This is a genomic window from Streptomyces sp. NPDC005811 (assembly GCF_040630405.1).
GTDB lineage: Bacteria > Actinomycetota > Actinomycetes > Streptomycetales > Streptomycetaceae > Streptomyces.
The window spans coordinates 23,965-50,163 of record NZ_JBEXXK010000056.1 but is presented as its reverse complement, the minus strand read 5'-3'; the positions used below and the strand labels follow the sequence as shown (position 1 = coordinate 50,163).

The window sequence follows — 26,199 nt, the reverse complement described above, 5'->3', positions numbered from 1 at the left end:
GTCGGCGGGGTCGATCTTCGGGGCGTCGCGTCCGGCCGTCATGTCGGTGTCCGCGGCCCCCAGATGCACACCGCTGTCAAGGACGGGCCCCTGCGCTTCCCGCAGCGGTCTTGAGATGGGCGCCGAGGGCCTGGAGTGCTGTCCAGGCCCTCGGGTCTGTTCCGTCCCCGAGGGGATAGTGGAGGGCCGGGGACGCCGATGAGCCGAGTGGGCGCGGCTGTACGGCGATCGGGGGGCGGCTCGCGTGCGGAAGGCCGACCTTCTTCACGTCGCGCGACCCCAGGGTGAACGAGACCGGGAGGGGCGGGCCCTCCACCCGGGGCGGCAGGGTGAGGTCGGCGCGGGCGGCGCGGACCGTGGTGAGCATCGTCGTCAGGCCGTGTTCCGTGACGAGGGTCGCGGCGAGGGATTCCAAGGTGTCGAGCGGCATGTGGTGCGGGTGCTCGTAGCCGAGGGTGAGTGTGATCTCCTCGGCGACGCCAGCCGTCGTACGGGCGATGCGCTGGGTGGCGATGGCCGCCGGACGGTCGGGCGCGCCGACGGCGACGAGGTGGGTGGGGGCGGGGGCCCGGTCCCGGGCGAGGTCGGTCAACTGGTGAGGCGACCAGGGGAGGTTGATCGGCTCGGCCGTGCCCCAGCCGACGGGCGCGGAACCGGTGAGGTGCCGCCAGGCCGCCTCCAGCGCGCGGCCGAGGACGAGCCGCTCGTCGGGCGTGTGCACCGTGCGGAAGGCGAGGGTGAGCTGCCGGTGCTCGGTGAGCGCGGCACCCGCGGTGAAGGCGTCGGCGAGCGTGCCGTCGATCGGTGTGAAGGTGCCGCTCTGCCAGGTCAGTCGTACCCCGGACAGACCGTCGTAGTAGCCGCCGCCCTGCGGATCCTGTACGACCCAGCGGTTGGGTGCTCCGCCGAGTGCGGTGCGCAGGGGGAGGGTGAGGCGGACGTGGGGCGGTGTGACGAGGTGGAGGGCGCGGTTCGACTGTGCCGCGGTGCGGAGGGTGTCGGAGAGCCAGGCGGTGAGCGGGAGGAGCGGGCGGTCGGAGAGGACGACTGCGGTCGAGTCGGTCAGCGCGTCGACGGTCGGGACGTCCTGGGTGCCGGAAGGCTGCTCGTCGGGGACGGTGACCCGGGCCGTGTGGGCTGCTCCGGGTGGCCAGGTGGTTCCGCCCAGGAGCATGGTCAGGCGTCCGCACACGGATTGCGCGAGTGGCTCCGCCTCGGGGGGTGTGGTGGAGGCGCGTACCTCGGTCCACCAGTACGGCGGCCGCGGGGCGGCGGTCCCGGCCCCCAGGAGACGCTCTGCCTCGCCCGGAACGTGGACGAGCAACGGGGCCTCTACGGACACCAGCGGGCGGCCCGCCTCCGTGCACAACCGGATGACCGCACCGTCATCGGTGGCCGTCAGCTCCAGGCCGGGGCCGCCGGCGTGGAGGGCGGCCAGGAGTGAGGCCTGGTCGGGCATCTTCGGGGTGAGGGCGATGACGTCCGTGGTCATGCGGGTTCCCGTCGTCAGAGTCGGCCGGTCAGGTCAGGACCCCTGCCGTTCGCGTCCGCTTCCGGCTCAGCGAGCCCTTCGACGGTGGCCATTCCGAAATACGTTCGCTCACCCGGCTCGGGAGGCATGCCGAACAAAGCGGTGAGGTCTCGCAAGGCGACGGCCAGCCGAGGTGCGTTCCTTCGGTGGATCTCCGGATGAGGACGCCCCGAGAATTCGTAGCGGCCCCAGATGTCATGGTGCACGGCGAGTTCGACCGACAGACCTGTGGGGGCGGTGGAGAACGAGAGCTCGACCAGTCGGTATTCGTTCCGGGGGCGGTCCTCCCCGTCGATCCAGGTTCCCGTACCGAGCACGCTGAAGTCCGCGATGTCTGCGGTGGGGTGGGCCGCGGGTCTGCTGCCTCTCACCTGTTCCGGCAGGCCCGGATCGCCGAGGGGCCACGCGGCGAGCTCAAGCGTGGTCGTGATGCCTGTGGTCCCGGCACCTGCGACGTTCCAGACGTACTCAAGACGAACTGGCACCAGAAGCGCATGCAGGGCCAGCACTTCACTCGTCCGAGCCGCGAGCGCGAGAGCCGACTCCAACCCTGGTGCGCCGAATTCGTACAGATCCCAGAACCACGAAGCGCGCTCCCGAGGCGCACGCAACAATGTCGACATGGTGCTTCCTTAAGGGAGCGTCGGGCCGTTTGGGGGGACGGTTATGGAACCGTCGGTGAAACGAAGGAGGACTGTCATCCCGGCATTCCTCGCCCGGAATTCTGCCTCATTGAACATCCTGGCTGTCAGGTCCCCCATGGGCTGATGAACATCCAGGAGTGCGACTCGGTGACCGATCCCAGGATAGTTCAACTGCTTCGCCGCCTTCCCGACAGCGTTCTTGATGCCCTGGATATTCGTGACGTCCTTGAGCTGGTAGCCGTATTCGACTGAACCGTCGGCGTGGCGCGTGTAGACGTCGAGATCGAATGTGTCCGTGTCCAGTTCCACCCCGACTCGGCCCACGCCGCGCTCCTGAAGGTCAGTGGCGAGCCTCATGGCCATGTGTGCGGCGGGAACCATGCCCCTGTCGGTCTTGGTGGGGCCTTGTTTGCACATGTCCAACAGCTTCCGGTAGCCCTCCATGTCACGCAGGTGCCCTCGGGAGAGCAACTCGGCGACACCTGCGCCGTACGGATCCTTGCGCAGGGCGTGCAGCACCTTCTGCTGGTCCGGCTCCGGCATTTTGGCGCGGGACAGCTCCTGGAGGACGCCGGTTTCCTGTTCCGGATCCATCCGGCCTGTCGGGGCGTTCGCGGCGTCGTCGATGTTCCTCGTATACGCAGCGGGATCGATGTCCTGAGGCGCACCCGGGGCGTTGCCATGGCTCCCGGCCTCAGCCGGGGTGACCGGGTCATCATGACTCGGCCCATGCCCCTGAGCCGAATCCGTCTGGTGTCCGTCTGCGAGCCCGTGCGGTGACGTGCCCGAAGGCGAATCGGTGTGCGGCCTGGGCACTTCATGCCCGTTCGGGACGTCGTGACCGCCAGAGCCGCGGCTGCTCCCAGGACTTTCGCCCGCGCGTCCCGGTTCGTACCCCCCGGAACGAGCGGCGCCGGCACCGTGTGAGGCCTGGGCGTCAGCCCCAACCAGTTCACGGGAACGACTCGGCTGGACGGCCGGGTTCAGCTCGGAGCGGTCGTCGGCCGAGAGTTCGTGTGCGGCTTCGTCGGCGTGCTGGTGCAGGGAGCCGTCCGCGTTGAGGAGGTGGCCCTCGTCGGTGAGGTAGACGATGTTGCCGGTGGCGTCGTCGAGGTACGGCACCGCGCTCTCCGGGATCTCCGGGGACCGGAGCGTGTCCGCTCGTTCCAGCAGGTCCAGGGTCGTGCCCGAGTGGAGGTTCTTCAGGGTGCGGAAGGTGTCGCCGACCTTGGTGAAGGCGAGCGTGCCCGCCTTGCCGGCGTATGTCATCGGGTCGATGGCTCGGCCGATCTTGCCCGCCGTCGACAGGGCGCGGGCCGCGGCGCCCGTCTTGGCCGCGGCGCCCGTGCCCTCCGTGCCCAGCAAGGTCAGCACGTTGAAGCCCACCGCGCCCGCCGCGCGGGACGGGTTGGTCTTCCAGGTGTCCCAGGCGACGAATCCCTTGACCGTCTCCTTGTAGGCCGTACGGGAGTCGCGGAGCCAGGACGGGAGTCGGTCGTCCGGGACGAGCCACCACGTGCCGAGGGTCGCGCTGGTCAGGGCCGAGGCCGTGGCGAGTTGGGCCAGACCCTTCCAGGCCTTGCCCGCCGCGTCCGCGCCGTCGGCGCCGAACAGGGTGCCCACGCCGTGGATCGTGGCCATCACGCCGTCGGTCCAGATGCCGTCCCAGACCTGGCCGGCCTGGTGGGTCAGCCAGTCCCGGCCCTCGTACTCCCGCTCCGCCGGGGCGCCCCACGGGGTCTCCGGCGCATGGTCGAGGTCCTCGGCGCGGTAGCCGTACATGTGCTCGCCGTGCGAGCCGTCGTCGACGGTGGTCTTCGAGCCGCCGACCAGTGCGGTGATCTTGTTGTGGCAGGTCCGCTCGGCCGCCTGGAAGGCCGCGACCGTGTGGTTGACATCCCGCCAGAGCGCGTTGTTGCGGTCGACCTTGTCCTGATCCTTGCGCCAGTCGTCGTCGCCGGACAGTGACTCGACGAAGGCTGTGGCGTCCGTCTTCAGGGTGGCCAGTCTGTCGATCAGCGGCTGGACTTCCGCGCCGTAGGCCGACAGCGCGGACGCGACCTTCTCCAGGTCGTCGGCGAAACCGTCGGCCTTCGTCTGCACCGGCAGGGTGGAGGAGAGCAGGTCGGCCGCGTCAGGGGTGCGGTAGACGGCGGAGAGGTTCTGGAACGTGGTGTGGACGTTCGCGCCCGACGCCCGGAACTGGGCCGCGTTCGCGGTCAGCAACATCACGTCCGTGTCCAGGGTGGACAGGTCCCCGATGAAGTGCGGTATGCCGGACGGGTCGATCAGGGTTGCCCCGTCGCTCACCTGGCCGCCCCCGGCAGATCGACCTTCGGCTCCTTGGCCGCCTCCCGCTGTGCCGTGGCCGCCATCGTCAGGTCGCCCTGGGCGTAGTGGCCCGTGGCCTCGGCCGCGCCGTTCAGCGACTTCGACGTCCGCTCGGCGATGTACACCAGATCACGGCTCCACTGGTCCAGGAACTCCGCCAGCGCCGCGCCCACCAGCCCGGCCGTGCTGCTGTACGGGCCGTACTGGCTGGTGATCGTCCCCGCCGCCGAGGCCGCCTCCTCCAGGTTGCCCTGCATCGCCCGGCCCGTGTCCGACAGTGACTTCGCCGCCGTGCCGGTGTTCCGCAGAACTCCGCGCACTCCGGCGACGTCTATGTCCCAGCCCGTCACCCTGCTCCCCCGTCGCTCGTGACCCTCGCACCACAGCGCGTCGAACACATTCTCGCATGGGCGATTGCAAAAGCGACGGGACGTCAGACGGCCGCCGGACGTTTCCGGACATCCGGCGGCCGCCCCGTGTTCCTGCGGCGCGAGGTCAGAGCGTGTGCTGGACGAACCTCTCCGCCGTCTCGGCCAGGACCTCGCGGCCGTCGCGTGCCCACAGGCCGTCGTTGAACAGCTCGACCTCGATCGGGCCCGTGTAGCCGGCCGCCTCGACGTATCCCTGCCACTCGCGCATGTCGATCGCACCGTCGCCGATCTGGCCGCGGCCGTTGAGGACGCCCTCGGGGAGGGGGGTCGTCCAGTCGGCCAGCTGGAAGGTGTGGATACGGCCCGAAGCGCCCGCGCGGGCGATCTGCGCGGGGGCCTGGTCGTCCCACCAGATGTGGTACGTGTCGACCGTGACGCCGACCTGGTGGGCCGGGAAGCGTTCCGCGAGGTCCAGGGCCTGGGTGAGGGTGGAGACCACGCAGCGGTCGGCGGCGTACATGGGGTGGAGGGGCTCGATGGCCAGGCGGACGCCGTGCTGTTCGGCGTAGGGGCCGAGGGTCGAGAGGGCGTCCGCGATGCGTTCGCGGGCCCCGTGCAGGTCCTTGGAGCCGGCCGGGAGGCCGCCGGAGACCAGGACCAGGACCTCGGTGCCGAGGGTGGCCGCCTCCTCGATCGCGCGGCGGTTGTCGTCCAGGGCCTCGGCGCGTTCGGCCGGGTCGATCGCCGTGAAGAAGCCGCCGCGGCAGAGGGTGGTGACCGTCAGACCCGCGTCGCGGATCAGTTTGGCCGTCGCCTCCAGGCCGTGGGACCGGACCGGCTCGCGCCACAGGCCCACCCCGGGGACACCCAGCTCCAGGCAGGTGTCCACCAGTTCGGGCATCGACAGCTGCTTCACCGTCATCTGGTTGACGGAGAAGCGGGAGAGGGAGGACGGGGAGGCGGTCACTGCGTCACTCCGTACAGGGCGAGGAGGCTCTTCATACGGTCCTCGGCCAGCTTCGGGTCGGGGAACAGGCCCAGGCCGTCGGCGAGTTCGTAGGCACGCGCGAAGTGCGGGAGGGAGCGGGCCGACTGCAGGCCGCCGACCATCGTGAAGTGCGACTGGTGGCCCGCCAGCCAGGCCAGGAACACCACGCCCGTCTTGTAGAAGCGGGTCGGCGTCTGGAAGAGGTGGCGGGAGAGTTCGACCGTGGGGTCGAGCAGGGCGCGGAAGCCCGCCGTGTCGCCCGTGTCCAGGACGCGGACCGCCTCCGCCGCCAGCGGGCCCAGCGGGTCGAAGATGCCGAGCAGGGCGTGGCTGAAGCCCTGCTCGTCGCCCGCGATCAGCTCGGGGTAGTTGAAGTCGTCGCCCGTGTAGCAGCGGACGCCCTGCGGGAGCCGGCGGCGGATGTCGATCTCCCGCCCGGCGTCCAGCAGCGAGACCTTGATGCCGTCGACCTTGTCGGGGTGCGCGGCGATGACCTCCAGGAAGGTGTCCGTCGCCGCGTCGAGGTCGGACGAGCCCCAGTAGCCCTCCAGCGCCGGGTCGAACATCGGGCCCAGCCAGTGCAGGATCACCGGCTCGGACGCCTGGCGCAGGAGGTGGCCGTAGACCTCGAGGTAGTCCTCGGGGCCGGAGGCCGCCGCGGCGAGGGCGCGGGACGCCATCAGGATCGTCCGGGCGCCGGCGGCCTCGACGAGGGCGAGCTGCTCCTCGTACGCCGTGCGGACCTCGGCGAGGGACGCGGGGCCGGTGAGCTGGTCGGTGCCGACGCCGCAGGCGATACGGCCGCCGACCGCCTTCGCCTCGGCGGCGCTGCGGCGGATCAGCTCGGCCGCGCCCGCCCAGTCCAGGCCCATGCCGCGCTGGGCGGTGTCCATCGCCTCGGCGACACCGAGCCCGTGCGACCACAGGTGGCGGCGGAAGGCGAGGGTGGCGTCCCAGTCGACGGCGGCGGGGGAATCGGGGGTCGCGTCCGCGAAGGGGTCGGCGACGACGTGCGCCGCCGAGTAGACCGTACGGGAGGTGAAGGGGGTGCCCGGGGTGAGCGCCAGGGGCTCCTGACGGGGCTCGTACGCCCGGAAACCGCTCTTGAAGTCGGGGAGCTGGATGGTCACAGCGCGATCTCCGGGACGTCGAGGCGTCGGCCCTCGGCCGAGGACTTCAGGCCCAGCTCGGCGAGCTGGACGCCGCGGGCACCGGCGAGCAGGTCCCAGTGGTAGGCGGCATCGGCGTAGACGTGCTTGAGGAACAGCTCCCACTGTGCCTTGAAGCCGTTGTCGAAGTCGCCGTTGTCCGGGACCTCCTGCCACTGGTCGCGGAAGGAGTAGGTGGCCGGGATGTCGGGGTTCCAGACCGGCTTCGGGGTGAGCGAGCGGTGCTGGACGCGGCAGTTGCGCAGGCCCGCGACGGCGGAGCCCTCGGTGCCGTCGACCTGGAACTCGACGAGTTCGTCGCGGTTGACGCGGACCGCCCAGGAGGAGTTGATCTGCGCGATGGCGCCGCCCTCGAGCTCGAAGACGCCGTACGCCGCGTCGTCGGCCGTGGCGTCGTAGGGCTTGTCGCTCTCGTCCCAGCGCTGCGGGATGTGGGTGGCGGTGAGGGCCTGGACGGACTTCACCCGGCCGAACAGCTCGTGCAGGACGTACTCCCAGTGCGGGAACATGTCCACGACGATGCCGCCGCCGTCCTCGGAGCGGTAGTTCCAGGAGGGGCGCTGGGCGGTCTGCCAGTCGCCCTCGAAGACCCAGTAGCCGAACTCGCCGCGGATGGAGAGGATCCGGCCGAAGAAGCCGCCGTCGATCAGGCGCTTCAGCTTGAGCAGGCCGGGCAGGAACAGCTTGTCCTGGACGACGCCGTGCTTGACGCCCTTTTCCTGAGCGAGCCTGGCGAGTTCCAGGGCGCCCTCCAGGCCGGTCGCGGTCGGCTTCTCGGTGTAGATGTGCTTGCCCGCGGCGATCGCCTTCTTGAGCGCCTCCTCGCGGGCGGAGGTGACCTGGGCGTCGAAGTAGATGTCCACGGTCGGGTCGGCGAGGACCTCGTCCACGTCGGTGGCCCAGTGCTCCAGGCCGTGCTGCTCGGCGAGCGCCTTCAGGGCGTGCTCGCGGCGGCCGACGAGGATCGGTTCCGGCCACAGCACGGTGCCGTCCCCGAGGTCGAGTCCGCCCTGTTCGCGCAGGGCGAGGATGGAGCGGACGAGGTGCTGGCGGTAGCCCATGCGCCCCGTCACGCCGTTCATGGCGATACGCACCGTCTTGCGTGTCACGTCGGTCCCTTCGTAGGCGTAGTACGCGGTGGTGTGCGCCGCGTACGCCTCTTCCTGATCAGCGTTACAGCAAGCGCTTTCTATACGAGGTCAAGCTAGCCTCTGACCCGTGGTCCGGACAAGACCGTGTCCATCCCGAGTTGTTCGAGGGGGCGAACAAGAGGGGGTTGTGGCCGTAGGGTCTGCTCGGACACGCCCGGAACCGCGACCGCGGCCGGCCTGTCTTACGTGGACGTATGAGTACGTGGACGTATGGGGACGTACGACGAGATGCGTGACCGGAGGACGAACAGATGACGGTGACCCTGGCGGACGTGGCGGCCCGCGCGCAGGTCTCGCCCGCGACGGTGTCGCGCGTGCTGAACGGGAACTATCCCGTCGCCGCATCCACCCGTGAACGGGTGCTGCGGGCTGTGGACGAGCTGGACTATGTGCTGAACGGACCCGCGAGCGCGCTCGCGGCGGCGACCTCCGACCTGGTGGGGATCCTGGTCAACGACATCGCCGACCCCTTCTTCGGGATCATGGCCAGTGCGATCCAGGGGGAGATCGGGGGACCCGGCGGGCGCGCCGGGGGCGAGCGACTGGCGGTGGTCTGCAACACCGGAGGCTCGCCGGAGCGCGAGCTGACCTATCTGACCCTGTTGCAGCGGCAGCGGGCCGCGGCCGTGGTGCTGACCGGCGGGGCCATGGAGAACGAGCCGCACGCGGCGGCGATGGCGTCGAAGCTGCGCAAGCTCGGGGAGGCGGGGACGCGGATCGTGCTGTGCGGGCGGCCGCCGGCGCCGGACACCTCGGCGATCGCGCTCACCTTCGACAACCGGGGCGGCGGGCGGGAGCTGACCGAGCACCTGATCGGGCTCGGGCACCGGCGGCTCGGGTACATCGCGGGCCCCGAGGAGCGGACGACGACCCGGCACCGGCTGGAGGGGCACCGGGCGGCGCTGGAGGCCGCGGGGATCGAGGAGGATCCCCGGTGGACCGTGCACGGGCGGTACGACCGGCGGGCGGGGTACGAGGCCACGCTGGAGCTGCTGCGGCGGGATCCGAGCCTGACGGCGGTGGTCGCGGCGAACGACTCCGTCGCGCTGGGCGCGTGCGCGGCGCTGCGGGACTCCGGGCTGCGGATCCCTGAGGACGTGTCGGTGGCCGGGTTCGACGATCTGCCGTTCAGCATCGACGCGGTGCCTTCGCTGACGACGGTGCGGTTGCCGTTGGCGGAGGCGGGGGCTCGGGCGGGGCGGATCGCGATGGGGCGGGAGGAGCCGCCGCCCGGGGGGATCGCGACGGTGCGGGGGGAGTTGATGGTGCGGGGGTCCTCCGGGGTGCCGCGGGTTTAGGCGCCGTTCGCCGTCCGGGTGGCCGGTGCTGGAGTGACCGTCTCCGGGCCCCCCGGGCCCCCGCTTCAGCCCTGAACGGGCCTCGTCCTCGAACTCCCCCAGAGGGGGCACCCCCAGACGGGCTGATTGAGTCAGCCCATGCCTATCGGTCCCGCCGCCGGGTCCAGGCACCACTCCAGCACCGACGGCCAGGGGCCGTAGCCCGCGTCCAGGTCCAGATGGCCCGCTCCGGGGAGTACCGCGGCCGTGAGGCCCAGCGGGGTGCCGTAGGCGGCCTGGGCGCCCTCGGGAAGGTACGGGTCGTCGTCGCCCGCCACCAGACGGGTGGGGGTGGGGAGGCGGAGGCCGGGCAGCGGCGGGGGTGCGAACTCGGCGATCTCCGGGTGGCCCAGGACGACCGAGGCCGACGGCGGGGCCACCAGGAGGACGCGGTCGGGGGCGGTGACACCGGGGAGGGCGCGGGCGGCGGCGTGCAGCCAGAGGACCGCGGAGAGGCTGTGGGCGATCACGACCCGTCCGGAGGCCGTGACGGGGGCGAAGTCGGTCAGATGGCCCTCCAGTGCGGTGAGCCAGGCCTCCAGGGACGGGGTGTCCGGGTCGGGGAGCTGGGGGTACGTCACGGCGTGGCCGAGGGCGGTGAGGCGGTCGGCCAGCCAGTGCTGCCAGTGGGCCTCGGGGCGGTGGTTCTGCCAGCCGTGGAGGATGAGGAAGGCGGGTGAGGGTGTGGTGGGCATGGTTTGATCATTGCCCTCCGGATCGGTCAGGTCCAGTTAATCTTCTACGGTGGAACCGTTAAGCAGCGCCTTCACTCTCGATCTGCGGCGCCTCACCGTCCTGCGCGAACTGCAGCGCCGCGGCAGCCTCGCGCGGACCGCCGAGGCCCTGCACCTCACCCCCTCGGCGATCTCCCAGCAGCTCGCCGCCCTCGCCCGTGACCTGGGCGTCCCCCTCACCGAACGCGACGGCAGAGGTGTACGGCTCACCGGCCAGGCCCGGGTGCTCCTCGCCCACGCCGATGTCATCGCCGCCCAGCTGGAACGGGCCCGCGCCGATCTCGCGGCGTACTCCGACGGCGGCCGGGGCACGGTGACCGTCGGCTGTTTCTCCAGCGGCATCCTGGGGCTGCTGCCCACGGCGCTGCGCGGCCTGCGCGAGCGGCTGCCGCAGCTGCGGGTCGACGTCGTCGAGGCCCAGCCGCCGGATCTGTTCACCGCGCTGGACGCCGGGCAGCTCGATGTCGCCGTGGCGGTCGACTTCGCCGCCGTGCCCCCGCACACCGACCCCCGCTACAGCCGCGAGGACCTCCTCACCGACATCCTCGACGTGGCCCTCCCGCCCGGCCACCGGCTCACGGACCGCGCCGAGGTGCCGCTGCGGGAGCTGGCCAGGGAGGTGTGGATCGTCGGCGACGCGGCGAGCTGCTGCGGTGCGGTGACCCGTTCGGTGTGCGCGGCGGCCGGTTTCACGCCCGACATCCGGCACGCCGTCGACGACTGGGCCGCCGTGGCCGCGCTGGTGGAGGCGGGGGCGGGGGTCGCGCTCGTGCCCCGGCTGGTGCGCTCCGTCCATGTCCGGCGTGCGCCGGTCCTGCGCCCCGCCGAGGGTGAGCCGCCCTCGCGGAACGTCTTCCTCGCCGTACGGGCGGGGGCGGAGGGGGATCCCGTGCTGGGCGCCGTACGGGAGGAGCTGCGGGCGGCGGCGGCCGCCCTCAGCTGATCGGGGCCGGCGCCGTACGGGGGGAGTTGCAGGCGGCGGCCACCCCCGGCTGATCCGCAGCCGGCGCCGTACGGGAGGAACTGCGGGGCAGCGGCGGCCGCCCTCAGCTGATCGGGGGCACGGTCACCGCGCGGGGGCGGTCCCTCGGAAACGCGCCACCCGGCGCTCCAGCGCCGCGCGCCGCTCGGGCCACTCCTCGGCCGTGATCGCGAAGATCGCGGAGTCGCGGAGGAGGTCCTCCTCCCCGGGGGCCCAGGAGCGGGACCAGTTGCGCAGGACGCCCTCGAAGCGGGCGCCCACGCTCTCGATGGCCGCGCGGGAGCGTGCGTTGCGGGCGTCGGTCTTGAGGTCGACGCGCGAGACGCCCCACTCCTCGAAGGCGTGGCGGAACAGGAGCAGTTTGGCCTCCGCGTTGACGCCCGTGCCCTGGGCGGAGGCCGCCAGCCAGGTGAAGCCGATCTCGACGGCGTCCAGCCGGTCGTCCGAGCGCCAGCGGCGCGGCTCCCAGTACGAGGTGGCGCCGACCACCCGCCCGTCGGCGAGGGACACCTGCGCGTAGGGCGCGAGACGGCCCGTGGCGGCACGGGCGAACTGGGCGTCGAGATAGGCCTCGACCTCGTCCGCTCTGGGCACCCAGGTGAACGCGTACGTCCCCCGGTTCTCCTCAGCCGCCAGCGCCAGCCCCGCCGCATGCCGCTTCTCCAGCGGCTCCAGGCGCACCAGCGTGCCCTGGAGCACCGGCCCCCGCAGAATGGAACTCACCCGACGATCTCCCCCTTCAACCGCGCGAACGCCTCGTGGAAACCCGGGAAAGTCTTGCGGACGCAGCCCGGGTCGTCGAACGAGATTCCGGGGGTGCGCAGGCCGGTCACCGCGAAGGACATGACGATGCGGTGGTCGCCGTACGTCTTGATCTCCGCGCCGCTCGGCACGCCCGGCCGGATCTCGATCCAGTCCTCGCCGGTCGTCACGTCCACGCCGAGCCGGCGCAGGTTCTCCGCGCAGGCGTCGAGGCGGTCGCACTCCTTCACGCGGGTGTTGGCGACGTCCTCGATACGCACCGGGCCCGAGGCGAAGGGGGCGATCGCGGCGAGGGTCGGCATGGTGTCGGAGATGTCCCGCATGTTCACGGTGACGCCGTGGAGTTCGCCGGTGCCCCGCACCGTGGTGCGGTCCGTGGCGATCTCCACCCGGGCGCCCATCCGGCGCAGCACCTCCACGAAGCCCAGGTCGCCCTGGAGCGCGCCCTCGCCGAGGCCGGCCACCGTGACCTCGCCGCCGGTGAGCGCGGCCGCCGCGAAGAAGTAGCTGGAGGTGGAGGCGTCGGGTTCGATCGGGTAGGTGGTGGCGCGGTAGCCGCCCGGCGGGACGACGTACGTGCCGCCCTCGCGGCCGACCTCCACGCCGAAGGACCGCATCATCGCGAGCGTGATCTCCACGTACGGCACGGAGACCAGGTCGGTGACGGTGATGCGCAGGCCGGTGCGGGTGAGCGGGCCGAGCAGGAGGAGGGCGGTCAGGTACTGGGAGGACTGGCCGGCGTCCAGCACCACCTCGCCGCCCTCGACGCCGTGCGCGGCGACGGTGAGCGGGTGGTGGCCCTCGGCCTCCTCGTGCCGCAGGTCCACGCCGAGGTCGCGCAGGGCGCGGGTGAGCGGGAGGAGGGGGCGGCGGCGCATCTGGGGCGAGGCGTCGAAGCGGTAGGTGCCGTGGCCGGCCGCGGCGAGGGTGGGCAGGAAGCGGGCGGTCGTCGCGCCGTCCCGGCAGTAGACGTCGGCCTCGGCGACGGCGGGGCCCTGCGGGCGGCCGTCGACCTGCCAGCTGTCCGGGGTACGGCCGACGCGGTAGCCGAGCCGGGCCAGCCCTTCGGCGAAGCCCTCCGTGTCGTCCGAACGCAGGGGCCGCTGGAGGGTGGTGACACCGTCGGCGGCGGCCGCGAGGAACAGGGCACGGGCGGTGATGGACTTGGAACCGGGGATGTCGACGAGGGCCATGCCCTCATGATCCCGTGCGCACCCCCTCCGCCGGGGGCAAGTCCACGGGATGGACCGGGAAAGGAGCCGGCGCGGGCGCGGGCGACGGGGGCGCGGTCGCCGTCCGTGCCGGTGCCAGTGAGGTCAGGGCCACCCCGCCCACCAGGAGGGCCGCCGCGCACCGGCGCAGGCCGCTGATCGGCTCGCCGAGGAACAGGGCCGCCGACGACATGCCGAAGACGGGGACCAGCAGGGCGAAGGGGGCGAAGGGGGCGACGGTGGACGCGGGGTGGCGGCGCAGCAGCCGGCCCACGATGCGCGCGGCGGGGCACGAGCCGGACCTGGTGCACACCGCCGAGGAGAATCCGACGCTCGTCGCCCTGGTCGCGGCCGGCCCGATGCCGGTACGGCGGCTGTACGCGGTGTGGCGCGCGGGGGCGGCTCGGCGGCCGGCGATCGCGGAGACGGTACGGGTGCTGCGGGAGTGGTGGCCGAGGATGTCGGCCCATGGGCAGCCGTGAGCGCCGTCCGCGGGAACAGCCTCCGCGGGAACAGCCGTGAGCGTCATCCGTGGGCCGTCAATGCGCCGATGGCGGCACCGGCACGGGTAGCGTGCGCCCCAGCCCTCCCCCTCACCCGCCCTCGTCTCCCCCCCCACCCCTGAAGGAGCGCGCCCATGCCCTCCCGACGTTCCGTCCTCGCCGCCGGAGCGGGCGTCACCGCCGCGCTCGCCGTCGGCGGCGCGGCCCGGGCGGACGACGGCCGCCCGGCCGCCCTGCTGTCCCGGATGAGCCTGGCGGAGAAGGTCGGCCAGCTCTTCGTGGCCCGGGTGTACGGCCACTCGGCCACCGAGCCCGACCCGGCCGACGCCGACGCCAACCTGGCGGAACTCGGCGTCCGCACCGCCGCCGAGCTGGTCGCGAAGTACCACGTGGGCGGGATCATCTACTTCGGCTGGGCGCACAACACCCGCGACCCGCGTCAGATCGCCGAGCTGTCCGACGGCATCCAGCGTGCCGCGCTCGCGCGGCCTCGCGGTGTGCCCGTGCTGATCTCCACCGACCAGGAGCACGGCATCGTCTGCCGCATCGGCAGGCCCGCCACGCTCTTCCCCGGCGCGATGGCCCTCGGGGCGAGCGGGTCCGGGGCCGACGCCCGCGCCCTCGGCCGGATCGCCGGGCGCGAACTGCGGGCGATGGGCATCCGGCAGAACTACTCCCCCGTGGCCGACGTGAACGTGAACCCGGCCAACCCGGTGATCGGCGTCCGCTCGTTCGGCGCCGGTCCGGAGGCGGTGGCCGCCCTGGTCGCCGAGGAGGTGCGGGGTTACCAGGAGGCCGGGGTCGCGGCCACCGCCAAGCACTTCCCGGGGCACGGGGACACCGCTGTCGACAGCCACACCGGCTTCCCGGTCATCACGCACACCCGGGAGGTCTGGGAGAGGCTGGACGCGGCCCCCTTCCGCGCGGCGATCGCGGCCGGCGTCGACGCGATCATGACGGGCCATCTCCTGGTGCCCGCCCTCGACGCCTCCGGCGACCCGGCGACCCTCTCCCGCCCCGTCATCACCGGCATCCTGCGCGAACGGCTCGGCTACGACGGGGTCGTGGTCACCGACGCCCTCGGGATGGCGGGCGTCCGCACCCGGTACGGCGACGACCGGGTGCCGGTGCTCGCCCTCGCGGCGGGCGTGGACCAGCTCCTCGACCCGCCCGACCTCGCCCTCGCGCACGGCGCGGTCCTGAAGGCCGTACAGGACGGGGAGCTCACCGAGGAGCGGCTCGACGCGTCGGTGCTGCGGATCCTGCGGCTGAAGGAGAAGCTGGGGCTGTTCGCCGAGCCGTACGCCGATCCCGAAGCCGTCGGCCGGCTGGTGGGGCGCCCGGAGCACCTGGCCGAGGCCGACCGGATCGCCGCAGGGACGACGACCCTGCTGGTCAACGAGGGCCCGCTGCTGCCCCTCTCACCCCGCGCGCACCCCCGGCTCCTCGTCCTGGGCGCCGATCCGGCCTCCCCGACCGGCACCACGGGCCCGCCCACCACGGTCCTGGCCGACGCCCTCACGGCCCTGGGTTTCACGGCGACGGCGCTGTCCACCGGGACGGACCCGTCCGCCGGGACGATCGAGCGGGCGGTGGGGGCGGCGGGCGGGACGGACGCGGTGGTCGTCGCGACGTACAACGTCACCGCCGCGAGCCCCCAGCGCACCCTGGTCGAACGGCTGACGGCGACCGGCCGCCCGGTGGTGGCGGTCGCCGTGCGCAACCCGTACGACGTGGCTCAACTGCCGTCCGTACGGGCCTTCCTGGCCGCCTACTCCTGGACCGACGTCGAACTGCGCGCCGCCGCCCGGGTGATCGCGGGGGCGGCCGGGCCGCAGGGGAGGCTCCCCGTGCCGGTGCCACGGGCGGACGATCCGGCACGGGTGCTGTATCCCCTGGGCCACGGCCTGACGTACTGAGCACGCCAGATCAGGTCGGATCAGGTCGGGGCAGGTCGGGTCAGATCGGGTCAGGGACGCAGGGTCGGCTCCCGTTCCACGTCCCGGACGTCCAGCTTCGAGTCGAACTTCGCCAGCGGCCTGGCCGCGGTGACCGCGGAGGTCGGGACGCCCGCCCAGGACAGGATGCGGGCGGTGGCGAGGCTCTTCCGGTCGGCCGTCAGACCCGCCACGTTCGCGCCGTGGTTCAGGCCGGGCGCCGTGAACACGTAGGAGTCCTTCGCGCCCTTGCCGAGGCGGAAGCGTTCCGCGCCCCAGGGGTCGTTCTGGCCGTAGACGAAGAGCATGTGCCGGGCGTGCTGCCGCACCCAGCTGTCGACGTCGTGCATGGCCCGGGGCTGGAAGCGCATCGGGATGTCGCGCGGGACGAAGTTGCGCGGCGGCTGGTAGCCGTAGCGGATGTACTTCTTCTCGATGTGCGGGAACCGGATGGTGGGCGCGCCGAGCTGGGTGCCCGCCTGGTAGTAGTACGGGGTGTACGGCTCCAGGCCCTGGTCCGTGTAGAACGAGAAACCCGAGATCGTGTCGATGGACGTCCAGATCTCGTCGTCGGTGGCGGTGGCCGCGTCCGCGGGGATCGTGGCGCAGTCCGCGAGCAGGCTGTACTGCCAGAAGCCCCAGACGTAGTCCAGGACGACGGCCTCGTAGGCGCGGTCGAGGCTGCCGATGGTGGTGAACGTGTAGCCGTTCTCGGCCGCGTAGGCCTCGTACTTCTTCTCCAGCGGCGCGCGGCGCACCAGCGCCTCGCGCTGCACCGCGTTCAGCCGGTCGCGGCACTCCTTGGTGCCGACCGCGGCGAAGAAGCGGTCGTAGGCCGAGTCCTCGTCGTTCACGACGTCGTTGGGGGCGACGTAGGCCACCACGCCGTCCATGTCCTTGGGGTAGAAACGCTCGTAGTACGTGGCGGTCATACCGCCCTTGGAGCCGCCCGTGGAGATCCAGTTCTCGGGGTAGATCTTCTTCAGCGCCGTGAAGATGCGGTGCTGGTCGCTCGCCGCCTGCCAGATGTCCAGCTTGGACCAGTCGGCCGGGTCGGGGCGGGACGGGGTGAAGAAGCGGTACTCCATGGAGACCTGGTTGCCGTCGACAATCTGGGTCGGCTCACGGCGGCTGGGGGTGGTGGAGACGTTGTAGCCGCCGGTGTAGAAGACCGTGGGGCGGCTGACGTCCTTGTGCAGCACGGTGATCCGCTGCTGGAAGGTGCCGGCGGACGGGTGCCGGTGGTCGACCGGCTGGGTGTAGTTCAGGACGAAGTAGCGGTAGCCCGGATACGGCTTCTCCTGGATCAGGCTCATGCCCGGAACGGAGAGGAGTCGGTCCTTGATGTCCGTGGGCTCCGGCTCGGCGGCGGTGGCCGCCCCCGCCGTGCTCAGCGTGCCTATGAGCACGGTGAGGGCCAGCAGCCATCTGAGCGCCTTGCGCATGCGCGTGCACCCTTCCCTGTGAGACAGATGTGAACCGGAAGCTATCCGGGTCAACACCCGTCGCACCAGGGGGCGTTGGGATTCAGGGGGCGAGCGCGGGGGTCAGCACAGGATCCAGCCGGTGCTGACCGAGCCGGTGCCGACGGAGCCCTTCACCCGTACGCAGCGGTGTCCGGCGTGGGTCTGCACCGGGCCGATGCTGCGGGGGCGCACCCCGGCGGCGGGCACCGGGACGAGACCGCGCGCCTGCACGCTGACCGTCATGCGCCGGTCCCGGCCGGGGTTGTTCTGGAAGGTCATGGCGCAGACGGTGCCGTCGCGCTTGTAGATGTTCACATAGCCGGTGGTGAAGGTCAGGGTCTTCACCCTGCGCCCCTCGCAGCGCGCGGACGCGGCCCCGGCCTCGCCCGGCGCCGCGAGCGCCAGCACCCCGGAGGCGGTCAGCAGGGCCATCCCGACCGCCAGCCGTCGCCTCAGCGCTCCCGGTGTGCCCGGCCCACCCCGCGCGTCCTTGCCCACGGTCCCCGACCCCTCCCACGTTCGCCGTACGCGATGCCGCACCCACGTGCCGTACATCCACGTGCGGTGCACACGACTGCCGTACACGTGCTTGCCGTACTGATGTACGGACGCCCGAGACGCGCCGGAGGTTGCACGGCCGTCAGCGGGACGCGCCGACGGGCTCCTCCGGTTCGGCCGCGCCGACGAAGGTCCGCCACAGCCGGGCGTACCGTCCGTCGAGGGCGAGCAGCTCGTCGTGGGTGCCGTCCTCCACGACCCGGCCGTGGTCCATGACGACCACCCGGTCCGCGCGGGCGGCGGTGGTCAGCCGGTGGGCGACGACCAGCGTGGTACGGCGGCCCGCCAGGCGGTCGGTGGCCTGGTTGACCTGGGCTTCCGTCGCCAGGTCCAGGGCGGCGGTGGCCTCGTCGAGGAGCAGGATGTCCGGGTCGACGAGCTCCGCGCGGGCCAGGGCGATGAGCTGGCGCTGGCCCGCGGAGAGGTTGCGGCCGCGTTCGGCGACCTCGTGGAGGTAGCCGCCGTCGAGGGTGGCGATCATCTCGTGGGCGCCGACCGCCCGCGCGGCCCCTTCGACCTCGGCGTCCGTGGCGTCCGGGCGGCCGTAGGCGATCGCGTCCCGGACGGTGCCCGGGAAGAGGTACGCCTCCTGGGGGACGACCCCGAGCCGGTGGCGGTACGCGGTGATGTCGAGCGTGCGCAGATCCGTGCCGTCGACCGTCACCCGGCCGGACGTCGGGTCGTAGAACCGGGCCACCAGCTTGACCAGGGTCGACTTGCCGGCGCCCGTCTCGCCGACGAAGGCGACGGTCTGCCCGGCGGGGACGCGCAGGTCGATGCCGCCGAGCGCCTCCTCGTCCGCGCCGTAAGCGAAGCGCACGTCCTCGAAGGCGATCTCGCCGCGCAGCGAGGGGACCTCCAGCGGCGTGTCGGCCGACCGGGTGGAGGTCGGCTCCCGCAGCAGCTCCTGGATCCGGCCCAGGGAGACGGTCGCCTGCTGGTAGCCGTCGAAGACCTGGGAGAGCTGCTGCACCGGGGCGAAGAACAGGTCGATGTAGAGCAGGTACGCGACCAGCGCGCCGGTCGTCAGCGTCGCCGCGTCCACCCGGCCCGCGCCCGCGATCAGCACGGCCGCGGCGGCCACGGACGACAGCAGCTGGACGAACGGGAAGTAGATCGAGATCAGCCACTGGCCCCGGATCCGGGCCTGGCGGTAGCTGTCGCTGCGCTCGGCGAACCGCGCCCCGCCGTCCCGCTCGCGCCGGAAGGCCTGCACGATCCGCAGCCCGGACACCGACTCCTGGAGGTCGGCGTTGACCACCGACACCCGCTCACGGGCCAGCTCGTACGCCTTCACGCTCGCCTTGCGGAAGAAGTACGTGGCGACGATCAGCGGCGGCAGCGTCGCGAAGACGACCAGGGCCAGCTGGATGTCGATCACCAGCAGGGCGACCATGATCCCGAAGAAGGTGACGACCGAGACGAAGGCCGTGACCAGACCGGTCTGGAGGAAGGTCGACAGGGCGTCGACGTCCGTGGTCATCCGCGTCATGATCCGGCCGGTCAGCTCGCGCTCGTAGTAGTCGAGCCCGAGGCGCTGGAGCTGGGCGAAGATCTTCAGCCGGAGGCTGTAGAGGACGCGCTCGCCGGTGCGGCCGGTCATCCGGGTCTCGCCGGTCTGGGCCGCCCACTGCACGGCCACCGCGAGCAGGGCGAACAGCGACGCCGTCCAGACCGCGCCGAGCGCGAGCCGGCTGACGCCGTCGTCGATGCCGTGCCGGATCATGATCGGCAGCAGCAGGCTCATCCCGGCGTCCACGGCCACCAGACCGAGGCTGATCAGCAGCGGGGCGCCGAAGCCGCGCAGCAGCCGGCGCAGGCCGTACGACTCCTCGGGGGTGACCGCGCGGGCCTCGTCCACGTCCGGGGTGTCGACGGCGGGCGGCAGCGCCTCCACCTGGGAGAGCAGCTCGGGCGTGGCCGGCATGCCCGCCAGCGCGGTGTCCTTCGGCTCGCGGTCACCGGTCCACAGTCGGGGCGTCACCCCGCGCTCGGCGTCGAACTCGGCGTCCAGCTCGTCCCGTACGGAGGTGTCCTCGGCGCTCTCGACCCGCGGGGTGTGGCCGGGCGAGACGCCGCCCAGCTCGTCCGGGTCGGTGAGCAGGCGCCGGTACAGCGCCGAGCGCTCCTGGAGCTCCTCGTGGGTGCCGAGGTCGGCGAGCCGGCCGGCGTCGAGGACGGCGATGCGGTCGGCGAGGTTGAGGGTGGAGCGGCGGTGGGCTATGAGAAGGGTCGTGCGGCCCTCCATGACCTGCTTGAGCGCCTCGTGGATCTCGTGCTCGACGGCCGCGTCCACCGCCGACGTCGCGTCGTCGAGGACCAGCAGACGGGGGTCGGTGAGGATCGCGCGGGCGAGGGCGACGCGCTGGCGCTGCCCGCCGGAGAGGGTCAGTCCGTGCTCGCCGACCTTGGTGGCGTAGCCGTCCGGCAGCTCGGCGATGAACCGGTCGGCCTGGGCGGCGCGGGCGGCGGTCTCGATCTGCTCGTCGGTGGCGTCGGGGCGGCCGTACGCGATGTTGGCGCGGACCGTGTCGGAGAAGAGGAAGGAATCCTCCGGGACCAGGCCGATCGCGGCCCGCAGCGAGTCCTGGGTCAGCTCGCGGACGTCGTGGCCGCCGATCAGGACGGCGCCGCGCGTCACGTCGTAGAAGCGCGGCAGCAGCAGGGAGACCGTCGACTTGCCGGAGCCGGAGGAGCCGACGACGGCGAGGGTCTCCCCCGGGCGGATCTCGAAGCTGAGGCCGTCGAGGACGGGGCGGTCGGTGTCGTAGCCGAAGGACACGTCGTCGAACTCGACGGTCGCGGGCGCGTCGGCGGGCAGTTCCTTGGTGCCGTCCGTCATCGACGGCTCGGTGTCGATCAGCTCCAGGACGCGCTCGGTGCCGGCGCGGGCCTGCTGGCCGACGGTGAGGACCATCGCCAGCATGCGGACCGGGCCGACGAGCTGGGCGAGGTAGGTGGAGAACGCGACGAACGTGCCGAGCGTGATGTGACCGCGGACGGCGAGCCAGCCGCCGAGCGCCAGCATCGCGACCTGGCCGAGGGCGGGGACGGCCTGGAGGGCGGGGGTGTAGCGCGAGTTCAGCCGGATGGTGCGCAGGCGTCCCGCGAAGAGCCGGCGGCCGACCTCGCGGAGCTTGCCGGTCTCCTGCTCCTCCTGCCCGAAGCCCTTCACCACGCGGACGCCGCTGACGGCCCCGTCGACCACGCCCGCGACGGCCGCGGCCTGGGCCTGGGCGTACCAGGTGGCGGGGTGCAGCCGGCTGCGGCTGCGCTTGGCGATCCACCACAGGGCCGGGGCGACCGCGAGGGCGACCAGGGTCAGCGGCAGGGACAGCCAGGCCATCACGACGAGGGAGATCACGAAGAGGGCGAGGTTCCCGATGGTCATCGGGAGCATGAACAGCAGGCCCTGGATCAGCTGGAGGTCGCTGGTGGCCCGGCCGACGACCTGGCCCGTGGACAGCTCGTCCTGGCGGCGGCCGTCGAGGCGGGTGATCGTCCCGAACATCTCCGTGCGGAGGTCGTGCTGGACGTCGAGGGCGAGCCGTCCGCCGTAGTAGCGGCGGACGTAGGTGGAGACGTAGACGAGCAGCGCGGCGACGATCAGCAGGCCCGCCCAGGGGGCCATGTCGCGGGTGTGGGCGCCGATGACGTCGTCGATGATCACCTTGGTGACCAGGGGGACGAGGGCCATCACGGCCATGCCCGCGAGGCTGGAACCGAGGGCCAGCACGACGTCCTTCGGATACCGCCAGGCGTATCCGGCCAGCCGCCGTGCCCAACCCTGTTTTCCGCTCACGCCGGAGCCCTCCGATCACAGACCTGCTCTACCGGAAGGCACCAACGTCGACGGCGGGGGATTTCATCCCACCGCAACAAACCGAGCGAGTGGTCAGACCCGTACCCGCAGGTAGGAGAAGCGGGTGGTCTGTGTGGCGTTCTGGTTGTCGTCGCTCACCAGGAGGACCTTGTACGTGCCCTTCGTGCGGCCTGTGACCACCATGCCCTCGATGTTGTCCAGGAGGGGGTTCGGCTGGGGCTGCTTGGCGGTCGCGCCGAGGGTCGGGCAGGTCACGAGGTCGGTGAGGAGGGTCTTCCCGATCAGGCGGACGCCGTCCTGGCCGGTGAGCGTGTCGACACCGCTCGTGTCCGTGGCGTGGCGCGGGTCGGCCAGGTAGAGGCGGACCGTGTTGCCGACGCCGGAGGTGAAGCCGCGCTCCAGGACGAGGAGGCGGCCGTCGGGGAGGGCCTGGACCTCGGGGACGCCGAGGAAGGGGGCGTCGGTGCGGTAGGCGTACTGGGCCGACGGTGTGAAGTGGTCGCCCTTCGTGCGCCGCCAGGTCTGGAAGCGGACGATCCCGGCGGTGTCGCCGGAGATCGCGTACTCCATCGAGGCGAGGAGGGTGCGGCCGCCGTTCATGAGGGTCAGGCCCTCGAAGGTCTGGTTGCTGGTGGCGCGGCCGGCCGGGGCGACGAGGAGGGTCGAGGGGACCGGGAGGCGGTCGAGGATCGTGCCGTCGGTGCTGTAGCGGCGGACGGACGGCTCGGTCTCGGAGGTGATGAGGCGGGTGCCGTCCCGGTCGATCACCAGGCCCTCGGAGTCGAGCGCGGCGCCGTTCTCGTCGGCGAGCGCGACGGCCTTGCGCGGCGCGAGGGTGCGGGCGTCCAGGTCGAAGAGGGAGGAGCGGTCGGAGAGGGCGGCGAGGGAGCCGATGGGGGTCCCCCCGCTCGAGCGAAGCCGAGAGTGGGGGAGGTCGAGCGCGAGGGCGGAGAAGTTCCCGACGAAGGTGCCGTCGTACGTCGTCTTGTCGAGGGCGTCGGAGAAGCGGTCCAGGGAGACCGCGGGCGAACAGGCGTGGGCGGCCGGGTCGTCGGCGTGCGCGGGCCCGGCGGCGGTCAGGGTGGCGGCCGCCGCCAGGCCGGCGGTGAAGGTGGCGAGTAAGGTTCGCAGGCGCATGGGCGTCACCGTAGGACGGGCCGGTGACGTGCGGGGGGCGAGCCGTTGAAGAGCCGCCCCCGGTCGACCCTAGGAAGCGGCCAGGTCCTTGTGGATGACCTTGGCGACGCCCTGGATGGTCGTGATGCCGTAGTTCATGGTGCTGTTGTCCTGGGTGAGGACGGTGATCATGTAGTCGTGGCCGCCGCCCTTGAAGGTGCCGACGCTGTGGACGCGCCAGCCGTGCGTGGCCCGGGACAGCCAGCCGTTCTTGACGTGCCAGGTGACGTTCGAGGGCCGGCCGTAGGGGGTGCCCCAGCGCTGCGAGGAGATGACCTTGCCCATCAGCGTGCTGATGTAGGTGCGCGAGGCGGTGGTGAGGACCGAGTTCGAGGCCGTGATCAGCTTGAGCAGCTTCTGCTCGTCGGTCACGGTGATCTGGGTCAGGCCCCAGTAGCCGTCCGCGCCGGGCTTGGTCTGGGTCATCCCGGCGGCGGCCAGGAAGCCCTTGATCTTCGTCAGGCCGAGCTGCCGCCACAGGGTGGAGGTGGAGGTGTTGTCCGACTGCGTGATCATCTTGGTGGCGAGCGACTTCTCCGTGCTGGTGAGCGCCCGGTTCGTCTTCTGCGCGTCCCACAGCAGGGTGGCCAGCACGGTCACCTTGACGACGCTGGCGGAGTCGTAGGCGGTGGAGGCCCGCAGGGTGCAGGTCGTCTTGGTGGAGCGGTCGTAGAGCCCGACCGCGATGGTGCCCTTGCGGTTGGCGAGGGCCGCCGTGATGTCCCTCTTCAACTTGGTGGCCAGTGTCGCCTTGCTGGACGTGCAGCTGACGGTGGGTGTGGCAGCCGCGGCGGGCGCGGCGGTGGCCACGCCGGTGAGGAGGACGCCGGTGCCGAGGGCGGTGGCGGCCAGCACCCTGCTGCGTCTGGGAGTCCGGTGAGTCATGCCCTGTTGACTCACCAGTTCGGGCGAATGGTTGTACGAGTCGCGGGGATTGGGCAAAGCGTGGGCAAGCCGTTACCGGCCCCTGTGCGTCTTCACAGGCTGCGGCCAGGTCCGGCACAGCGGCCGCCCACAACGGACGTACAGCATGCGAAGAGTGACATCTGCCACCGATCCACTCCCCCCGCACGAGACCGTGTCCCCCGACCGGCCGCCGCCGACGCCGTCCGAGACGGCTCCCGCGGCGCCCCCACCGGACAAGGCGCCGCGCTGGTCCCTGCCCGCGCTGCTCGCGATCCTGGTCCTGGCGGCGGTGCTCTACGGCTGGAACCTGTCGGGCAACAGCCTCAACAGCTTCTACAGCGCCGCCGTCTACAGCGGTACGAAGAGCTGGGAGGCGTGGTTCTTCGGCTCGCTCGACGCCGGGAACTTCATCACCGTCGACAAGCCGCCGTTCGCGCTCATGATCATGGGCCTGTCCTGTCGGATCCTCGGTTTCGGCACCTGGCAGATGATGGCGCCGGAGATCGGTGCGGCGCTCGGCACGATCTGGATCCTGCACTCCTCCGTGAAGCGGGTGTTCGGGCATGTCGCGGCCACGATCGCCGCCCTCGTGCTCGCGCTGACGCCCATCACCGTCGCCATCAACCGCGACAACAACCCCGACACCGTCCTCGTGCTGCTGATGGTGGCCGGCGCGGCCCTCGCGCTGCGCGCCACGCGCGACGAGAAGCTGCTGCCGCTCATCGGCTCGGCGGTCTGCTTCGGCCTCGCGTTCAACACCAAGATGCTCCAGGGCTACATCGCCCTGCCGGCCGTCTTCGCGGTGTACGTGTACGCCTCGAAGCTCGGCTGGAAGAAGAAGGCCGTCCATCTGGCCCTCGCGGCCGTGGCGCTCGCCGTCTCCAGCTTCTGGTGGGCGACCGCCGTGTCCCTCGTCCCCGCCGACGACCGGCCGTACATCGGCGGTTCGACCGACGGCAGCGCCTGGGACCTGATCATGGGCTACAACGGCCTGGGCCGCGTCCTCGGCGGTGAGGGCAACGGCGGCGGAGGTGGCGGTGGAGGCGGCACCTTCGCCGGGACGGCCGGCGTCGGGCGGATGTTCAACGACGTCCTCGGCGGCCAGATCTCCTGGCTGATCCCCTTCTCGGGCATCGCGCTCGTGGCCGGGCTCGTGCTGTGCGGGCGCGCCCCGCGCACCGACCTCACCCGCGCCGCGCTGGTCCTGTGGGGCGGCTGGACCGTCCTGCACTACTTCACGTTCGCCCTCGCCGAGGGCACCATGCACCCCTACTACACGACCGCGCTCGCCCCCGGCATCGCGGCACTCACCGGCGCCGGCGGGGTCATGCTGTGGCGCGCCTTCCGCGGCGGTGACGTCCGCTGGTCGTGGGTGCTGCCCGCGGGGCTGGCCGTGACCGGCGTCTGGGCGATCGTGCTGCTGCGCCGCGCCACCGGCTGGAACACCTGGCTGTGGCCGGTCGTCGGGGTGCTCATGGTGCTCGCGCTCGTGGGTCTGTTCGTCCTGCGCTCCGCGAGCTCCGGCACCCGGCTGCGGCTGCTCGGCGCGTCCGTCGCCGCGGCGGTCGTGGCGGCCCTCGCCGGTCCCACGGCGTACGCGGCCTCGCCGGCCTTCGGCAGCTCCAGCGGCATGATGGGCGGCACCAACCCGACCGCCGGCCCCTCCACCGGGGGCGGCATGGGAGGTCCCGGCGGCGGTGGCGGCCGGGGCGGCTTCGGCGGCGGCAGCGGCGGCCCCGGCGGGCAGATGCCGGGCGGCACCCAGCAGGGCGGCACCCAGCAGGGCGGCGGCCAGGCGAGCGGCGAGTTCCCCGGCGGCGGCAACGGCGAGCTTCCCCAGGGCGGTGGTGCTCCCAGCGGCGCGCCGAGCGGGGGCGGCCAGGGCGGTCAGCAGGGCGGCCAGCAGGGTGGCATGAACGGGGAGTTCCCCGGCGGCGGCCAGGCCGGCGGCGAGAACGGCTCGGCCTCGGGCGGCGCGCCCGGCGGCGGCAGCGGTGGTCCCGGTGGCGGGGGCATGGGTGGTGGCGGCATGGGTGGCGCCGACAGCGCGCTCATCTCGTACCTGGAGAAGCACCAGGACGGCGCCACCTGGCTGATCGCGGTGTCCAACTCACAGAGCGCGGGCCAGATGATCCTGAGCACCGGCAAGCCCGTCATCTCGATGTTCGGCTTCACCGGCTCGGACAACGCGATGACCCTGGCCAGGCTCAAGGAGCTGGTGAAGAAGGGCGAGCTGCACTACATCCAGCTCGGCGGCGGCATGGGGATGGGCGGCAACAACAGCCAGAACCAGGAGCTGACGACGTGGGTGCAGAAGCACGGGACGGCGGTGAAGGAGAGCGAGTACAGCTCCGGCTCGTCCAGCACTTCCGGCTCTGCGAGCTCCTCCGGCTCGTCCACCTCCTCCAGCTCGTCCAGCTCGTCCACCTCCTCGATCTACCGGCTGGACCCGTCCGACGTGAGCTGACCTGACCTGAGCGGTACGCCACAGAACGGCCCCTGACATCCCGTCAGGGGCCGTTTTCGTAGGTTCGCACACAGTCAACTCGCGTAGACAAGGGGCGATTTGCCGTTCCCGGTCACCGAATGGACACGCACAGTCCATTTACACGGCCGCAT

At 72.1% G+C, this 26,199-nt stretch carries 19 protein-coding genes and 2 pseudogenes; 5 read left to right on the top strand and 16 right to left on the bottom strand.

Annotation, left to right across the window (positions count from 1 at the left end; translation table 11 throughout):
* Positions 1 to 76: 76 nt before the first annotated feature.
* The 7 genes from ABZ490_RS41515 to ABZ490_RS41485 form a co-directional block, all read right to left on the bottom strand.
* Positions 77 to 1,492, bottom strand: coding sequence for a DUF6177 family protein (locus ABZ490_RS41515; RefSeq protein WP_359002671.1), 1,416 nt, complete (start codon positions 1,490 to 1,492; stop codon positions 77 to 79).
* Positions 1,493 to 1,506: 14 nt separating this feature from the next.
* Positions 1,507 to 2,154 (bottom strand): hypothetical protein, encoded by a 648-nt coding sequence (locus tag ABZ490_RS41510; RefSeq protein WP_359002669.1) that lies wholly within the window; start codon positions 2,152 to 2,154, stop codon positions 1,507 to 1,509.
* A 9-nt stretch (positions 2,155 to 2,163) separates the two neighbouring features.
* Positions 2,164 to 4,485, bottom strand: a complete 2,322-nt coding sequence (locus tag ABZ490_RS41505; RefSeq protein ID WP_359002667.1) for a hypothetical protein — start codon at positions 4,483 to 4,485, stop codon at positions 2,164 to 2,166.
* Positions 4,482 to 4,856: a DUF6507 family protein gene (locus tag ABZ490_RS41500; RefSeq protein ID WP_359002665.1), complete on the bottom strand. Its 375-nt coding sequence runs from the start codon at positions 4,854 to 4,856 to the stop codon at positions 4,482 to 4,484. The genes ABZ490_RS41505 and ABZ490_RS41500 overlap by 4 nt, the downstream gene beginning before the upstream one ends.
* A 145-nt stretch (positions 4,857 to 5,001) precedes the next feature.
* Positions 5,002 to 5,799 carry a sugar phosphate isomerase/epimerase family protein gene (locus ABZ490_RS41495; RefSeq protein WP_359002725.1) on the bottom strand — a complete coding sequence of 266 codons (798 nt, stop codon included), beginning with the start codon at positions 5,797 to 5,799 and terminating at the stop codon, positions 5,002 to 5,004.
* A gap of 41 nt (positions 5,800 to 5,840) precedes the next feature.
* Positions 5,841 to 6,995, bottom strand: a complete 1,155-nt coding sequence (locus tag ABZ490_RS41490; protein WP_359002663.1) for a dihydrodipicolinate synthase family protein — start codon at positions 6,993 to 6,995, stop codon at positions 5,841 to 5,843.
* On the bottom strand, positions 6,992 to 8,143 hold the full coding sequence (locus tag ABZ490_RS41485; protein WP_359002661.1) for a Gfo/Idh/MocA family oxidoreductase: 1,152 nt from the start codon (positions 8,141 to 8,143) through the stop codon (positions 6,992 to 6,994). Before ABZ490_RS41485 ends, ABZ490_RS41490 begins: the two co-directional genes overlap by 4 nt.
* 293 nt (positions 8,144 to 8,436) lie before the next feature.
* Between ABZ490_RS41485 and ABZ490_RS41480 the strand changes: the two genes are divergently transcribed.
* Positions 8,437 to 9,483 (top strand): LacI family DNA-binding transcriptional regulator, encoded by a 1,047-nt coding sequence (locus tag ABZ490_RS41480; RefSeq protein ID WP_359002659.1) that lies wholly within the window; start codon positions 8,437 to 8,439, stop codon positions 9,481 to 9,483.
* Between the two features lie 131 nt (positions 9,484 to 9,614).
* Here ABZ490_RS41480 and ABZ490_RS41475 read toward each other — a convergent pair whose 3' ends face one another.
* Positions 9,615 to 10,217: an alpha/beta hydrolase gene (locus ABZ490_RS41475; RefSeq protein WP_359002657.1), complete on the bottom strand. Its 603-nt coding sequence runs from the start codon at positions 10,215 to 10,217 to the stop codon at positions 9,615 to 9,617.
* Positions 10,218 to 10,266: 49 nt separating this feature from the next.
* Between ABZ490_RS41475 and ABZ490_RS41470 the strand changes: the two genes are divergently transcribed.
* Positions 10,267 to 11,199: a LysR family transcriptional regulator gene (locus tag ABZ490_RS41470; RefSeq protein WP_359002655.1), complete on the top strand. Its 933-nt coding sequence runs from the start codon at positions 10,267 to 10,269 to the stop codon at positions 11,197 to 11,199.
* A gap of 123 nt (positions 11,200 to 11,322) precedes the next feature.
* On the opposite strand, the gene ABZ490_RS41465 is transcribed toward ABZ490_RS41470, so the two are convergent.
* From ABZ490_RS41465 to ABZ490_RS41455, 3 genes and pseudogenes are all read right to left on the bottom strand, one after another.
* Entirely contained in the window at positions 11,323 to 11,961 is a 639-nt protein-coding gene (locus ABZ490_RS41465) for a GNAT family protein (protein WP_359002653.1), read from the bottom strand.
* Entirely contained in the window at positions 11,958 to 13,193 is a 1,236-nt protein-coding gene (aroA, locus tag ABZ490_RS41460; protein WP_359002651.1) for a 3-phosphoshikimate 1-carboxyvinyltransferase, read from the bottom strand. Before aroA ends, ABZ490_RS41465 begins: the two co-directional genes overlap by 4 nt.
* Before the next feature lie 4 nt (positions 13,194 to 13,197).
* Positions 13,198 to 13,482: pseudogene (locus ABZ490_RS41455) on the bottom strand (EamA family transporter); the annotation flags it as partial.
* Between the two features lies 1 nt (position 13,483).
* On the opposite strand from ABZ490_RS41455, the pseudogene ABZ490_RS41450 reads away from it, so the two are divergent.
* Positions 13,484 to 13,693, top strand: a pseudogene (locus ABZ490_RS41450) (LysR family transcriptional regulator); the annotation flags it as partial.
* A gap of 155 nt (positions 13,694 to 13,848) precedes the next feature.
* Positions 13,849 to 15,633 (top strand): glycoside hydrolase family 3 N-terminal domain-containing protein, encoded by a 1,785-nt coding sequence (locus ABZ490_RS41445; protein WP_359002649.1) that lies wholly within the window; start codon positions 13,849 to 13,851, stop codon positions 15,631 to 15,633.
* Positions 15,634 to 15,683: 50 nt separating this feature from the next.
* Here ABZ490_RS41445 and ABZ490_RS41440 read toward each other — a convergent pair whose 3' ends face one another.
* From ABZ490_RS41440 to ABZ490_RS41420, 5 genes are all read right to left on the bottom strand, one after another.
* The gene (locus ABZ490_RS41440) at positions 15,684 to 17,096 is read right to left on the bottom strand and encodes a S28 family serine protease (protein ID WP_359002647.1); all 1,413 of its coding nucleotides are present in this window, start codon (positions 17,094 to 17,096) and stop codon (positions 15,684 to 15,686) included.
* Positions 17,097 to 17,198: 102 nt separating this feature from the next.
* Positions 17,199 to 17,549 carry a hypothetical protein gene (locus ABZ490_RS41435; RefSeq protein ID WP_359002723.1) on the bottom strand — a complete coding sequence of 117 codons (351 nt, stop codon included), beginning with the start codon at positions 17,547 to 17,549 and terminating at the stop codon, positions 17,199 to 17,201.
* A 208-nt stretch (positions 17,550 to 17,757) separates the two neighbouring features.
* Complete coding sequence (locus ABZ490_RS41430) at positions 17,758 to 21,477, bottom strand: ABC transporter ATP-binding protein (protein ID WP_359002645.1); 3,720 nt, start codon at positions 21,475 to 21,477, stop codon at positions 17,758 to 17,760.
* Between the two features lie 93 nt (positions 21,478 to 21,570).
* The gene (locus ABZ490_RS41425; protein ID WP_359002643.1) at positions 21,571 to 22,635 is read right to left on the bottom strand and encodes an esterase-like activity of phytase family protein; all 1,065 of its coding nucleotides are present in this window, start codon (positions 22,633 to 22,635) and stop codon (positions 21,571 to 21,573) included.
* Between the two features lie 69 nt (positions 22,636 to 22,704).
* Entirely contained in the window at positions 22,705 to 23,559 is an 855-nt protein-coding gene (locus tag ABZ490_RS41420) for a serine hydrolase (RefSeq protein ID WP_359002641.1), read from the bottom strand.
* Between the two features lie 154 nt (positions 23,560 to 23,713).
* On the opposite strand from ABZ490_RS41420, the gene ABZ490_RS41415 reads away from it, so the two are divergent.
* Positions 23,714 to 26,047 (top strand): glycosyltransferase family 39 protein, encoded by a 2,334-nt coding sequence (locus tag ABZ490_RS41415; protein WP_359002639.1) that lies wholly within the window; start codon positions 23,714 to 23,716, stop codon positions 26,045 to 26,047.
* Positions 26,048 to 26,199 lie beyond the last annotated feature (152 nt).

Bases quoted from the DNA above. Each gene is read 5' to 3' on its own strand.
- ABZ490_RS41515 (WP_359002671.1), bottom strand. From the start codon at position 1,492: ATGACCACGGACGTCATCGCCCTCACCCCGAAGATGCCCGACCAGGCC.
- ABZ490_RS41510 (WP_359002669.1), bottom strand. From the start codon at position 2,154: ATGTCGACATTGTTGCGTGCGCCTCGGGAGCGCGCTTCGTGGTTCTGG.
- ABZ490_RS41495 (WP_359002725.1), bottom strand. From the start codon at position 5,799: ATGACGGTGAAGCAGCTGTCGATGCCCGAACTGGTGGACACCTGCCTG.
- ABZ490_RS41480 (WP_359002659.1), top strand. From the start codon at position 8,437: ATGACGGTGACCCTGGCGGACGTGGCGGCCCGCGCGCAGGTCTCGCCC.
- ABZ490_RS41475 (WP_359002657.1), bottom strand. From the start codon at position 10,217: ATGCCCACCACACCCTCACCCGCCTTCCTCATCCTCCACGGCTGGCAG.
- aroA (WP_359002651.1), bottom strand. From the start codon at position 13,193: ATGGCCCTCGTCGACATCCCCGGTTCCAAGTCCATCACCGCCCGTGCC.
- ABZ490_RS41445 (WP_359002649.1), top strand. From the start codon at position 13,849: ATGCCCTCCCGACGTTCCGTCCTCGCCGCCGGAGCGGGCGTCACCGCC.
- ABZ490_RS41440 (WP_359002647.1), bottom strand. From the start codon at position 17,096: ATGCGCAAGGCGCTCAGATGGCTGCTGGCCCTCACCGTGCTCATAGGC.
- ABZ490_RS41435 (WP_359002723.1), bottom strand. From the start codon at position 17,549: ATGGCCCTGCTGACCGCCTCCGGGGTGCTGGCGCTCGCGGCGCCGGGC.
- ABZ490_RS41425 (WP_359002643.1), bottom strand. From the start codon at position 22,635: ATGCGCCTGCGAACCTTACTCGCCACCTTCACCGCCGGCCTGGCGGCG.
- ABZ490_RS41420 (WP_359002641.1), bottom strand. From the start codon at position 23,559: ATGACTCACCGGACTCCCAGACGCAGCAGGGTGCTGGCCGCCACCGCC.